Here is a 12,327-nt window from a genome sequence, read left to right as displayed (position 1 = left end):
CCGGGCCGGGCGCGGTCGTCGCCGACCCCACCGACCGCGCCGGTTCCGCCGACCCGGCCGGGTCCGTGGACCCGACCGGGGACGGCGAGCCCCTGCCCGACGACCTCTCCGACGACGCAGCCGGGTTGCCGGGCTCCGACCTCTCCGGCGACGTTGCGGGGCTCCAGCCGGGCGACGACCCGTACGCGGGGGTGCCCGACGACTTGCGCGGCGGCCTGGGCGGGCTCGGCGGCGCCGGCCGCCACGGCGAGTTCGACGGCGCCGGTCGCCGCCCGCAGGCGCCGCGGGAGGCGTGGCGCGAGCTGTCCCGGGTGGTGCTCGCCGCAACCGACCCCGCCCAGCCCTACGGCGCAGCCCTGCCCTGGCCGGACACGACCGGCGAGACCCGGCACCGCCCCGGTCGCAAGGCCGGCGCCCTGGTCACCCTGGTCGACGGGGCGCCCGCGCTCTACGTCGAACGGGGCGGGAAGTCGCTGCTGTCGTTCACCGAGGACCGCGACGAGCTGCGCGCCGGCGCCGAGTCGCTCGCCGGGGCGGTGCACGAGGGCTGGCTCGGGTCGCTCGCCGTGGAACGCGCCGACGGGCAGGACTCGCTGGTCTCGGCGCTGTCCGAGGTCCTCACCGAGGCCGGGTTCCGGGTGACGCCGAAGGGGCTGCGGCTGCGGGCCTGACCGGGCACCTACCCCCGTCGGACGCCCGCGGCCGGACCGTGGGGGGTGCGGCCCGGGGCAGGCGCGCGGGCGGCCGGAGTCGGTACACATCTGACGGAGGTCCCCCGTGACGCTCGAACTGGCCCTGCCCGACGGCAGCACCCGCTCGGTGGAGGTCCACCGGGTCTTCAACGCCGGGTACGCCGGACGCGCCCAGGAGGAGGTCGCCGCGCACGTCGCCGAGCTGGCCGAGCTGGGCGTGCCGGCCCCGGACACGGTGCCGGCGCTGTACCCGGTCTCGCCGTACCTGGCGTCGCAGACCGACCGGGTCCCCGCCCAGCACGACCGGACCTCCGGCGAGGCGGAGTGCGCCCTGGTCGTCGGCGACGACGTGACCGACCCGCTGCTGACCGTCGCCTGCGACCACACCGACCGCGCCCTGGAGGTGCACGGCGTCGCGTGGAGCAAGAACGCGGGTCTCGACGTCCTGGGCCGGAAGGCCTGGCGGCTGTCGGAGGTCGCCGGCCGGCTCGACGACATCAGCCTGCGCGCGTGGGTCCGTCACGGCGGCAGCGAGGAGCTCGTGCAGGACGCGACGCTGGCCGCCCTCCTCCCGCCCGGATACTGGGTCGACCTGCTGCGCGAGCGCGGCTGGCTGGTGCCCGGCACCGTCCTGCTGTCGGGGACCGTCGCGATGAGGCCGGGGGGCGACCAGTTCGCCGACGCCTGGCGGGTGGAGCTGCACGACCCGGCCACCGGCGACACGATCGGCCTGACCTACGAGGTCGACCGGCTCCCGGAGCCGATCGGCTGACCGGCCGCCCGACGGCGACCGGTCGGCAGGCCCGGTGGACGTGGCCGGGATCGCCCGCGGGCACCCGGCGCCGGCCGTGACGCCCGCCGCATCGGCGGGCGCGGCCGCCGCCCGTATCGGGTGGCACCATCGTTGTCATGCTCCGTCGCTCCCCCGGCACCCCGTCCCGTGACCGGCGTCTCGCTCTCGGGCTCGCGGGGCTGCTCGGCACCGCCGCCGTCCTGCACGTGGTGCGGCCCGAGCCGTTCGACTCGATCGTGCCGCGCAGCCTGCCCGGGGAGCCCCGGTTCTGGACCTACGCCTCCGGGGCCGCCGAGGGCGCCGTCGCCGCGGCGGTCGCGCATCCGCGGACCCGGCGTGCGGGCGGCTGGGCCGCGGCAGCGCTGTTCGCGGCGGTGTTCCCGGCGAACGTGTCGATGGCGCTGCACTGGAACCGTAAGGACCCGCTGTACCGGGCGATCGGCTGGGGTCGGCTGCCGCTGCAGGTCCCGCTGGTGCTGTGGGCACTGCGGATCGCCCGCAGCGCCCCGCGCGGCTGACCGGAGGGTGGGCCGCCGGTAGACCGAAGTCGATCGTCCACCGCCCGATGCCCGCTGCGCCGGACGGACCCCCGGGGTCTGATGGCGCCGGGCCCGGGACCGCCGGCGTCCACGTCGTCGCTCGGGGGGACACATGACGTCGCCGACCACGGTCCGGGACTCCGGCGCTGCACCCACGGCGGTTCCGCGGCTCGCGCGGCCCGTCGGGATCGTCGCCGGGGTGGTGGCCGTCGTCCACCTCGTCATGGGGGCGCTGGGGCGCGGGTACTGGTTCGACGAGGCGCTGATGCTGGCGATCGGGCGGCACCACCTCGACTGGGGGTCGGCCGACCAGCCCCCGGTCGCACCGGCGCTGGCCGGGCTCGCCGACGTCCTCGCACCCGGGGCGAACGGGGTGCTGCGGATCGTGCCGTCGCTGGCGACGGCGGGCGCGGTCGTCGTCGCCGCGTTGATCGCCCGCGAGCTGGGTGGCGACCGCCGCGCCCAGGTCCTCACCGCGCTCGCCCAGGCCACCGGGCTGTGGGTGACGCTGTTCGGGCACTTCCTGACGCCGTACTCGCTGGAGCCGCTGCAGTGGGCGCTGCTGCTGTGGCTGCTGGTGCGCTGGACCCGGGTCCGCGACGACCGGCTGCTCCTCGCCGTCGGCCCGCTGCTCGGCCTGGCCGCGCTGACGAAGTTCCAGGTCATCCTGCTGGGCGCGGTGCTGGTCCTCGCGATCGGCGTGGCCGGGCCGCGGGCGATGCTGCGACGGCCCGCGTTCTGGTGGGCGGCTCTGCTCGGTGCACTGATCGCGTCACCGACGCTGGTGTGGCAGGCCGTGCACGGCTGGCCTCAGCTGCGCATGACCTCGGTCGTCGCGCAGGAGTCGGTCCTGTTCGGCGGGCCGGGCCCCAACGCGGTGGCGATGCTGCTGCTGGCCGGGCTGCTCGGCACCGTGCTCGTCGTGGTGGGGGCGGTCGCGGCGTTCACGACGCCGCGGCTGCGGCCGTACCGCTTCGTCGCGGTGACCTTCCTCGTGCTGTGGATCGTGTTCGCGGTGACCGTGGGGCGTGCCTACTACCTGTGCGGTCTGCACGGTGCCGTCGCCGCGCTCGGGGCGGTGTGGTTCCAGGAGCGGCGCGCGACCGGGCGACGGCGGTGGTCCTGGGTGGCGTGGCCGGCCGGGGTGCTGTCGGTCGCCCTCGCCGCGGCGATGCTGTCCGCGAGCGCCGGGGCGGCCGACCCCGCCGTACCGGAGCGGATCGTCGGCGAGGTCGCCCGCGTCCGCGACGGGCTGCCCCCGGACCAGCGGGACCGCGCCGTCGTGGTGGGCGGCTCGTACATCTTCGCCGCCTACGTCGACACCGCCGACCCCGCGCTCGGCCTGCCGCCCGGGTACAGCGGCAACCGCAGCTACGGCTACTTCGACCCGCCCCCGGACGACCACGACGTCGTGATCTTCCTCGGCAGGGACCCCGGCCTGCTGGCCCCCACCGGGGTGGTCCTGCGACCGGTCACCGACCTCGGCGACGGCAACCGCATCTGGCTGGGCGAGGGCATGACGCACCCGTGGTCGCAGGTGTGGCCGCAGCTACGGACGCTCGTCGTGGACTGAGCCCGGCCGGCCCGGGCCCGCCCGGGTAGCGTCGCGGTCGTGCCCGAGGGAGACACCGTGTACCTGGCCGGCAAGCGGCTGCACACCGCGCTGTCCGGTCACGAGCTGCTGCGCGGCGAGCTGCGCCATCCGCGCCTGGTCGAGCACGACCTGGCCGGGCTGACCGTGACCGGCGTCGTCTCCGTCGGCAAGCACCTGTTCACCCGCTTCGACGACGGCCGCAGCCTGCACAGCCACTTCCGGATGGACGGCTCCTGGCACCTCTACCGGCCCGGCATGCGGTGGCGCCGGGTCGCGCACGAGGCCCGCGCGGTGCTGGAGACCGCCGACCGGGTCGCCGTCGGGTTCGCCCTGCACGACCTGGAGCTGCTCCCCACCGACGACGAGGACACCCTCGTCGGGCATCTCGGGCCCGACCTGCTCGACCCGGAGTGGGGCCCCGGCCACGACGCCGAGGCGCTGCGCCGGATGACCGCCCGGGCCGGCCACCCGCTCGGGCTGGTACTGCTCGAACAGCGGGTCATGGCCGGTCTCGGCAACCTCTACCGCAACGACATCTGCTTCCTGCTCGGGCTCACGCCCTGGGTGCCGGTCCGCGACGTGCCCGACCTGCCCGGGGTCATCGACCTGTCACGGCGGCTGCTGTCGTCGAACAAGGACCGCCCGGAGCAGACGACGACCGGCTCACTGGCCGCCGGCGAGGCGCACTGGGTCTTCGAGCGGCCCGGACGCCCGTGCCGCCGGTGCGGGACCCGCATCCGGACCGCAGACCAGGGCGACGACCACCGGGCCCGGGTCACCTACTGGTGCCCGCGCTGCCAGACGGGACCGTCCCCGCGCCCGGTGCGCCGGGCCACCGGCCCGCGCCGCGGTGCCCCCGGGCGACCGCCACCCGGCGCCGCCCGCACCCGCTGACCCCTGCTGCCACGGGCGCCACCGGCGGCCGGGCCTGCGGACAGCCGCCCGGGCCCGGACACACGTCCGCCGCGGTCCCTGGGCGGGACCGCGGCGGACGGGACGGAACGGGCGAGCGGCTCAGGCGGTGCCGGGCTGCTGCTGGTTCTGGGTGTTCTGCTGCTGGGCCGGCGCCGGCGAGGACGGCAGCTGCTGCTGCGGCTCCCCCTGGCCCACCTGCGGGGCCTGCTGACCCCCGGCGATCGGCGCCCCCGACATCGACGCCCGGATCTGCTCCAGCCGCGACATACCGGCCATGTCGGTGGTCGACTGCTGGACCTCCAGCATCCGGCCCTGCACCGAGTTCTGGGCCAGCTCCGCGGACCCGAGCGCGGTCGCGTACCGCTTCTCGATCTTGTCGCGGACCTCGTCGAGCGAGGGCGCGTTGCGCGGCGCGGAGAGCTCGCTCATCTGCTGCAGCGACTTCGCGGCCTGCTCCTGCATCTTGGCCTGCTCGAGCTGGCTGAGCAGCTTGGTGCGCTCGGAGATCTTCTGCTGCAGCATCATCGAGTTCCGCTCGACGGCCTGCTTGGCCTGTGCGGCGGCACCGATCGACTGGTCGTGCAGCGTCTTGAGGTCCTCGACGCCCTGCTCCGCGGTCACCAGCTGCGTCGCGAAGGTCTGCGCCGACTGCTCGTACTGCTGGGCCTTCTGCTCGTCGCCCTGGGAGCGGGCCTGGTCGGCCAGCACGAGCGCCTGGCGTGCCGACGACTGCAGCTTCTCGATCTCGCCCAGCTGCCGGTTCAGCTTCATCTCCAGCTGACGCTGGTTGCCGATCACCGCGGCCGCCTGCTGCGACAGCTGCTGGTGCTGGCGCTGGGCGTCCTCGATGGCCTGCTGGATCTGCACCTTCGGGTCGGCGTGCTCGTCGACCTTCGACGAGAACAGGGCCGACAGATAGCTGAAGAACTTGGTGAATCCGTTGGCCATCTCTGCGCGTCCTCCGCCTGCGTTCGCTCGCGACCGTGCCCGCCACCACGGCGGGCGTGCGGACCCCGGACCGACCCCGCGTTCCCCCCGTGGTCGGCACCGGACCTCCGGCCCTGTCCATCCTGGCATCGCTGCCGGTCTGTCCGCACCCTACCGCGCAGGAGCGGTCGGCCGGGGCGGGCCGTGCGATCAGGCGGCCGAGGCCACCGGCCCGCCCGAGGACGCCGGCGCGGCGACCACGGAACCCGGCCGCCCGGCCAACCGCAGCTCGGCGTGCCGCTGCCCGATCGGGACGAGCACGTCGTCGCGACGGCCCGCGGCCGCGGCGGACGTCGCCGTCGCCATCTCGGCGGCGACGATGGTCAGCAGGTCCGGCACGGAGACCCCGAGCGCCTCGCAGATCGCCGCGAGCAGCTCGCTGGAGGGTTCCTTGCGCCCGCGCTCGACCTCGGAGAGGTACCCGAGGCTCACCCGCGCGGCCCGCGAGATGTCGCGCAGCGTGCGCCGGCGCGCGGTGCGCACCTCACGCAGCCCACTGCCGATCGCTTCCCGCAGCAGCATGTGCCCTCCTCGACTGCTCCCCGGACACCCGGTGATGTCTCACCGTACCGACTTCCCCGGTTCCCACGCGCCGTGACGCTGTCCGCCCACGGCGAACACCTCAACGCCGCGCGGGCCCCGGATCGTCCCCGCAGGTCAGGCGGGCCGGGGGCGGACGGCCTTGCGGACGTAGTCGGCGCCGGTCACCACGGTGAGCACCAGCGCGACGGCCATCACCGCCCACTGGAGGACGAGCACGGCGGTCGCGGCGGCGCCGGGGCCCAGCAGCTCCGGCAGCGGGAGCAGGAACAGCCCGATCGCGACGGTCTGGGCGACGGTCTTGGCCTTGCCGCCGCGGCTGGCCGGGATGACCCCGCGACGGCGGATCACGACGAAGCGCAGCGCGGTGATGCCGAGCTCGCGGACGACGATCACGATCGTCGCCCACCAGGGCAGCACCCCGAGGATCGACAGCCCGATCAGGGCGGCGCCCATCAGGGCCTTGTCCGCGATCGGGTCGACCAGCGCACCGAACCAGGTGACGAGCCCGCGGCTGCGGGCCAGCTGGCCGTCGAGCCGGTCGGTGGCCGCCGCGATCACGAACACGGCGAACGCGACCAGCCGCCACGTCACGTCCTCGCCGCCGTCGACGAACAGCGCGACGACGAACACCGGGACGAGCAGCAGCCGCAGGACGGTCAGCGCGTTCGCGATGTTCAGCAGCGGCGGGTCACCGACTCCGGCGGTGCCCCCGGCCGGGTGCGAGCTCATCCGGCTGCGGAGGCCGCCGGGACGGCCGCGGCCGGCACACGCGGGTCGAGCAGTTCCAGGGCCTCCACCAGCAGGTCGACACCCTCGGTGTCCACGACGCGGCAGCGGACCAGGTCACCGGGTCGCAGCGAGTCCGGCTCCGGGCCGTCCTGCGCCGCCCCGACGACGGTGGACTCGCCGTCGGCGTCGGGGCCCTGGTGCGCGGCGCGGCCGGTGCAGTCGTCCTCGTCGCTCTCCCCGGACTCGACGAGCACGACGACCTCGGTGCCGATGCGTTCCTCGGCGCGCTGTTCCATCAGCTCGTCGACCAGCGCGGAGATCCGCGCGACACGGGCCTGCACCTCGGCCGGGTCGACGTGGCCGTCGTAGCCCTCGGCCTCGGTGCCGTCCTCGTCGGAGTAGCCGAACACACCGACGGCGTCGAGCCGGGCGCCGGTGAGGAAGGCCTCCAACTCGGCGAGGTCCTCCTCGGTCTCGCCGGGGAACCCGACGATGACGTTGGAGCGGATCCCGGCCTCCGGGGCGAGCGCGCGGATGCGTTCGCAGAGGTCGAGGAAGTCGGTGCGCGACCCGAAGCGGCGCATCCGGCGCAGCACCCGCGCCGACGCGTGCTGGAACGACAGATCGAAGTAGGGCGCGACGCCCGGCGTGGTGGCGATGACCCTGAGCAGGTCGGGCCGCAGCTCGGCCGGCTGCAGGTAGGCGACCCGGATCCGCTCGACCCCGTCGATCCCGGCGAGCTGCGGGAGCAGGTCGACCAGTGCGCGGGTGCCGCCGGGGAGGTCCTTGCCGTAGCTGGTGGAGTTCTCGCTGACCAGGACGAGCTCGCGCACGTCCTGCCGGGCGAGCCAGGCGGCCTCGCCGAGCACGTCGGCCGGCGGGCGGGACACGAAGCTGCCGCGGAAGCTCGGGATGGCGCAGAACGCGCAGCGGCGGTCGCAGCCCGACGCGAGCTTCAGCGACGCGACCGGCCCGCCGGAGAGGCGGGTGCGCGCGATGTCGGGCACCCAGTCGTGGCCGGGGACCGAGACGTCCGCGGTCGCGGCCGGGCGCTCGACCGGGGAGATCGGCAGGAGCGTGCGGCGGTCGGTGGGGACGTGCGGGGCCGGGGCGTGCCCGCCCAGGACGTCGCCGAGGCGCTCGGCGAGCTCGGGGTAGGCGTCGAAGCCGAGCACCGCGTCGGCCTCGGGCAGGTCGGCGGCCAGCTCGGCGCCGTAGCGCTCGGCGAGACAGCCCACGGCGACGACCTTCGCCCCCGCCGGACGGGCCACGTCCGAGGCGGCCAGCACGGTGTCGATCGAGTCCTTCTTCGCCTGCTCGACGAATCCGCAGGTGTTGACGACGATGACGTCGGGGCTGCCGTCCTCGGCGTCGACCAGCTCCCAGCCGGACCCGGCCAGGCGGCCCGCGAGCTCCTCGGAGTCGACCTCGTTGCGCGCGCAGCCCAGCGTCAGCAGGGCGGCGCGCCGGGGTGCGTTCTCGGGGGAAGCCACGGGTACCAGGGTAGACGCCGGGTCCGACGGCCCCGGTCTAGGCTCTCCTGCCGTGCCCGAGCCCGTCCCCGCCCCGGTTCCCGACGTGATCGTCCGCCGTGCCCGCACCCGCGACGTCCGCCGGATCCGCGAGCTCGTCGACGAGTACGCGGGCACGGTGCTGCTGGCCAAGGAGACCGTGACCCTCTACGAGGCGGTCCCGGAGTTCCTCGTCGCCGAGGTCGACGGCACGGTCGTCGGCTGCGGCGCCCTGCACGTGCTCTGGGAGGACCTGGGTGAGATCCGCACGGTCGCGGTGTCGCCGTCGGTGCTGGGCCGCGGGGTCGGGCACCGGATCGTCGCCGCCCTGATCGACGGCGCACGCGACCTCGGGCTGGAGCGGCTGTTCGTGCTCACGTTCGAGAAGCAGTTCTTCGCCCGGCACGGCTTCGCCGAGATCGACGGGACGCCGGTGTCGGCCGAGGTGTTCGCGGCGATGCTGCGCAGCTACGACGCCGGCGTCGCCGAGTTCCTCGACCTCGCCCACGTGAAGCCGAACACCCTGGGCAACGTGCGGATGCTGCTCACCCTCTGACCTCAGCCGGTGGCGGCCCGCACGGCCGCGACCACGGCCCAGACCAGCGCGGCGACGATCGCGACGACCAGTGCCACCAGCAGCAGCACCGGCGCCAGCGCCACGACGACGCCGATCAGCACCTTCGCCGCGGTCCCGAGCGCGGCGAACCCGCCCTTGATCGCGCCCCACACCGGGTTGTCACCGCGGGCGAGGGCCTTGCCCGCGCCGAGCGCGGCGCCGAGACCCGGCCCGCCGTCGGCCGCCATCCGCTCCAGCGAGTCGGCCAGGCGGTCGACCTGGTCGCAGGCGAGCGCGGCGATCCGGTCGACGAGTGCGGCCAGGATCCGCTCCCCGGCGGCGCGCAACTGCGTCATCGGGTCGGGCGGCGCCGGCGGGGTCGCCGTGCGCGGCTCCCGGGCCTGCGGGACCGCGGGGGCCTCCTGCGTCGCGATGCTCATCGGGTCCTCGCGGGGACGGCCATGACGATCGGTCCTCTCGGTTCCGGGTGTGTGTCGGTTTCCGCCCGCCCGGGCGGGGGAACGCTGCAGTTCGAGCCGACGTGCGGAGGGAGCGCGCCCATGCGGCCACCGGACCGGTCGACGCTGGACCTGCTGCTCCTCGGCGCGGTCCACGACGCCCCCGGCGACGGGGCCGCGGTCCGCGACGCCGTGCTCGACCGCTCCGGCGGCGCGCTGGCCCTGTCGGCGGGCTCGGTGTACCGGGCGCTGCACCGGCTCGAACGGAACCGGCTGGTGCGACGCCCGGCCGGGAGCCGCGGGTACCGGCTGACCCCGGGCGGGGAGCGGGTGCTGCGGTCGCGGACCCGCGAATTCGAGGCGCACGTGCGGGCGGTGCGCGCGGTGCTGCCCGGCGGGGGTGTCACGAGCGGTGCCGGGGCAGCAGCGGACCGAGCGGGCCGAGCTCGAGGTTCAGGTCCGCCGCGGTCAGACCGAACTCCGCGGTGAGCTCGTCCATCGCCTCCTCGAGGTGCATGAGGGCGCTGCCGAGGTCCTCGACCTCGTCGTCGGTGAGGTCGCCCTGCTCGACGCGGCGCAGCGCCTGGCGCTCCATGAGCTGACGCAGCAGCTCGACGATCGTCAGCACCAGCTTCATGAGGTCCCGGCGGACGGCGTCGCGGTCGATGTCGATCCGGCCGCCGGGGCGCGGGTCAGGCGTCATCGGGCGGCTCCGCCCCCGCCTGCCGCCCGGCCGGGGCGATCGACACGATCAGTGCGCGCAGCGAGATGCGGATCAGGTCCACCCCGGCCAGCGAGACGGTGACGTCCCCGGCCAGCACGACCCCGCCGGCGAGCAGCCGGTCCAGCAGGTCGACCAGCGCGACCTCGCGGTGGGCGAGGCCGGTCTCCCCCGTGCTCACCGCTCCTCCTCGACGAACGAGTACGGCACCCACGGCCCGGTGACCTCGACGGTGAGCCCGGCGCCGTCCGCGGCCCCCGTGACGGCGGCGCGCCAGGTGTCGCGGTCGGCGTCGTCGACCAGGTAGGCGCCGTTGAGGACCATCGGCTCGGTGCGTCCGGTCAGCGCGGGGGCGTGCAACCGGTGCCGTCGCGTCGTCACCGCGGCCCGCGCCGCCGCCTCGTGCAGCCGCTGCGCCGCGGCGTGGGCGGCGTCGTCGTCGCCCGCGACGCGGTCGAGCTCCCGGCGACGGCGGCGCAGGTACTCGGCCCCGGACGACGCCCGCCCGACGTCGCGGCGCTCCGGCCGCGTCGTGGCGTAGGCCTTCACGCCCCACTCGGTGCGGCCCCGGAGCCGGTCCAGGACCTCGGCGAACGCGGTGTGCCGTTCGGTCAGCACGGCGCGGACCCGGTCGTCGTCGCGGTAGACCGTCGCGAGGGCGAGCGGCGCGACGACGGTGCGCGCACCGAGCGCGTCGACGACGGCGTGGTGCTCCCGCGCGGTGGTCGCCAGCCAGGTCAGGTCCTCCAGCCGGGCGGTCAGGGCGCTCTCGCCGAAGTCGGACTCGGGGACGGTGCCGGTGGCAGCCCAGAGCGCGTCGCCGCCGGTCACCGTGTGCACCGGGCGGCCGCCGATGCCCGTGAGCCCGGCCAGGTCGGGCGGGGCAGCGTCGCCCACGGCGTAGACGTAGGTCAGGTCCACGGCTCAGTCCTTCCCGCGTGCCGGGCGACGGGTGGTGGTCGTGCGGCGCCGCCGGGTGGCGGCGGGACGGGTGCGACGGGGTGGGGCCTCGGGTCCGTCCCCGTCCTGTTCCGCGCCGGCCCGGCCCCCGTGACCGGCCGGGTCTGGTCCGTCGTCGGGTTCGTCCTCGCCGGGTTCGTCCTCGCCGGGTTCGTCCTCGCCGGGTCCGTCGTCATCGGTCTCGTCGGCCGGTCCGTCGGCCGGTCCGTCGGCCGCGTCGTCGGCGGCGGTCCCGTCGGTCTCGGCGTCGGCGACGGCCCGGTCGATCGACCTCTCGACGGCGGCGTCGTCGGCCCGGGCCGATGCCCCGTCAGGACCGTCGTGGGTGTCGTCGGACGGCGCGGACCGCTCGTCGGCGGGGAGCAGGCGTTCGAGGCGCTCCACCCGGTCACGCAGCCGTGCGTTCTCCTCCTCCAACTCGTCGCGGCCGCCCGACAGCGTCGGGTCGCGCTCCCACCAGTCGATGCCCATCTCCTTGGCGCGGTCCACCGAGGCCACGACCAGCCGGATCTTGATGGTCAGCAGCTCGATGTCGAGCAGGTTCACCTGGATGTCGCCGGCGATGACGATGCCCTTGTCCAGGACGCGCTCGAGGATGTCGGCCAGGTCGGTGCCCGACTGCCGGGGCGGTCGCTCGGTGCGGCGCTGCGGCGCACCGGGACTGCTCCAGCGGACGGCGTCGCTCATGGTCCTCCCTCAGTCGTCGTCGCCGCGGCCGCGCGGGTAGCGCCGGACCCGCTGGTACGACATCAGCTCGGCCTCGTCGTCGAGCTCGGCCTCGTAGACGGCGAGCACGTCGGAGGAGTCGGGGATGCGCTCGGTCTCGACGACCTCGACACCGACCAGCCAGCTGTCGTCCTGCCTGCGGACGAACGTGACCCCCTCCGGTGCGCGGCCGGTCATCTCCGCGATCTGTTCGACGGCGGCGCGGGCGGCCGCGCGGGCGCCGATGCGACGCCGGGGCGGGTCGGGTCGCGCCTCCGGCTCCGCGTCCTCAGGCTCCTCGCCCTCTGTCACCTCGTCGTCCGGTCCCTCGTCCTCGGGGGAGTCGTCCTCGTCGAAGCCGTCCTCCTCGTCGTCACCGAGCTGGTCCACGATCACCTCGGGCTCGGGCTCGGACTCCCTCTCCTCCTCGGACTCGGGATCGGGATCGGGCTCGTCGTCGGAGTCGTCGTCGGAGTCGAGGTCGGTCTCCCGGTCGTCCCCGGTATCGGTGTCGGCCTCGTCCCCGGTCCCGTCGTCGGCTCCCGTGTCGTCCAGGACCTCCTCGTCCTGGTCGCCCACCGGCTCCCGGTCCGGCTCGTCGCGGCCGGCACGTCCCCGCCGCGG

Annotated in this window: 17 protein-coding genes; 7 read left to right on the top strand and 10 right to left on the bottom strand. The window is 75.5% G+C overall.

The features are described 5' to 3' along the window. The 5 genes from NH602_RS20730 to NH602_RS20710 all read left to right on the top strand — a co-directional run. A partial coding sequence (locus NH602_RS20730) for a hypothetical protein (RefSeq protein WP_253068678.1) occupies positions 1–671 on the top strand: 671 nt, incomplete at its 5' end. Between the two features lie 106 nt (positions 672–777). Next, the gene (locus tag NH602_RS20725) at positions 778–1,464 is read left to right on the top strand and encodes a DUF2848 domain-containing protein (RefSeq protein ID WP_253068677.1); all 687 of its coding nucleotides are present in this window, start codon (positions 778–780) and stop codon (positions 1,462–1,464) included. 137 nt (positions 1,465–1,601) lie between these two features. Next, complete coding sequence (locus NH602_RS20720) at positions 1,602–2,003, top strand: MauE/DoxX family redox-associated membrane protein (RefSeq protein WP_073578096.1); 402 nt, start codon at positions 1,602–1,604, stop codon at positions 2,001–2,003. 133 nt (positions 2,004–2,136) lie between these two features. Continuing rightward, positions 2,137–3,597 (top strand): glycosyltransferase family 39 protein, encoded by a 1,461-nt coding sequence (locus tag NH602_RS20715; protein ID WP_253068676.1) that lies wholly within the window; start codon positions 2,137–2,139, stop codon positions 3,595–3,597. A gap of 39 nt (positions 3,598–3,636) precedes the next feature. Continuing rightward, complete coding sequence (locus NH602_RS20710) at positions 3,637–4,512, top strand: DNA-formamidopyrimidine glycosylase family protein (RefSeq protein WP_253068675.1); 876 nt, start codon at positions 3,637–3,639, stop codon at positions 4,510–4,512. 120 nt (positions 4,513–4,632) lie between these two features. Here NH602_RS20710 and NH602_RS20705 read toward each other — a convergent pair whose 3' ends face one another. From NH602_RS20705 to rimO, 4 genes are all read right to left on the bottom strand, one after another. Beyond that, the gene (locus tag NH602_RS20705; RefSeq protein WP_179760671.1) at positions 4,633–5,481 is read right to left on the bottom strand and encodes a PspA/IM30 family protein; all 849 of its coding nucleotides are present in this window, start codon (positions 5,479–5,481) and stop codon (positions 4,633–4,635) included. Between the two features lie 189 nt (positions 5,482–5,670). Next, a complete protein-coding gene (locus NH602_RS20700; protein WP_073578100.1) occupies positions 5,671–6,042 on the bottom strand; it encodes a helix-turn-helix domain-containing protein in 372 nt (123 codons plus the stop codon). A 135-nt stretch (positions 6,043–6,177) separates the two neighbouring features. Then, the gene (gene pgsA / locus NH602_RS20695; RefSeq protein WP_179760673.1) at positions 6,178–6,792 is read right to left on the bottom strand and encodes a CDP-diacylglycerol--glycerol-3-phosphate 3-phosphatidyltransferase; all 615 of its coding nucleotides are present in this window, start codon (positions 6,790–6,792) and stop codon (positions 6,178–6,180) included. After that, a complete protein-coding gene (gene rimO / locus NH602_RS20690) occupies positions 6,789–8,285 on the bottom strand; it encodes a 30S ribosomal protein S12 methylthiotransferase RimO (RefSeq protein WP_161151703.1) in 1,497 nt (498 codons plus the stop codon). Before rimO ends, pgsA begins: the two co-directional genes overlap by 4 nt. A 52-nt stretch (positions 8,286–8,337) precedes the next feature. Here rimO and NH602_RS20685 point away from each other — a divergent pair, with 52 nt between their 5' ends. Next, entirely contained in the window at positions 8,338–8,859 is a 522-nt protein-coding gene (locus tag NH602_RS20685; RefSeq protein ID WP_073578102.1) for an amino-acid N-acetyltransferase, read from the top strand. Positions 8,860–8,861: 2 nt separating this feature from the next. Here NH602_RS20685 and NH602_RS20680 read toward each other — a convergent pair whose 3' ends face one another. After that, positions 8,862–9,299, bottom strand: a complete 438-nt coding sequence (locus tag NH602_RS20680; protein WP_083659076.1) for a hypothetical protein — start codon at positions 9,297–9,299, stop codon at positions 8,862–8,864. Positions 9,300–9,320: 21 nt separating this feature from the next. Here NH602_RS20680 and NH602_RS20675 point away from each other — a divergent pair, with 21 nt between their 5' ends. After that, positions 9,321–9,806, top strand: coding sequence for a PadR family transcriptional regulator (locus NH602_RS20675; RefSeq protein WP_083659077.1), 486 nt, complete (start codon positions 9,321–9,323; stop codon positions 9,804–9,806). On the opposite strand, the gene NH602_RS20670 is transcribed toward NH602_RS20675, so the two are convergent. The 5 genes from NH602_RS20670 to gvpO all read right to left on the bottom strand — a co-directional run. Next, a complete protein-coding gene (locus NH602_RS20670) occupies positions 9,721–10,020 on the bottom strand; it encodes a gas vesicle protein K (protein WP_073578104.1) in 300 nt (99 codons plus the stop codon). The genes NH602_RS20675 and NH602_RS20670 overlap by 86 nt on opposite strands. Continuing rightward, positions 10,010–10,219, bottom strand: a complete 210-nt coding sequence (locus NH602_RS20665) for a gas vesicle protein (protein ID WP_253068674.1) — start codon at positions 10,217–10,219, stop codon at positions 10,010–10,012. Before NH602_RS20665 ends, NH602_RS20670 begins: the two co-directional genes overlap by 11 nt. Further along, complete coding sequence (locus NH602_RS20660; RefSeq protein ID WP_253068673.1) at positions 10,216–10,959, bottom strand: GvpL/GvpF family gas vesicle protein; 744 nt, start codon at positions 10,957–10,959, stop codon at positions 10,216–10,218. Before NH602_RS20660 ends, NH602_RS20665 begins: the two co-directional genes overlap by 4 nt. A 3-nt stretch (positions 10,960–10,962) precedes the next feature. Next, positions 10,963–11,685 (bottom strand): gas vesicle protein, encoded by a 723-nt coding sequence (locus tag NH602_RS32270; protein ID WP_374210230.1) that lies wholly within the window; start codon positions 11,683–11,685, stop codon positions 10,963–10,965. Between the two features lie 9 nt (positions 11,686–11,694). Next, a partial coding sequence (gene gvpO / locus NH602_RS20650) for a gas vesicle protein GvpO (RefSeq protein WP_253068672.1) occupies positions 11,695–12,327 on the bottom strand: 633 nt, incomplete at its 5' end.

Source organism: Pseudonocardia sp. McavD-2-B (assembly GCF_024124365.1).
In the GTDB taxonomy this organism is placed as follows: domain Bacteria; phylum Actinomycetota; class Actinomycetes; order Mycobacteriales; family Pseudonocardiaceae; genus Pseudonocardia; species Pseudonocardia alni.
The sequence above is the reverse complement of the archived record's forward strand: the minus strand, read 5'-3'. Positions and strand labels throughout refer to the sequence as shown.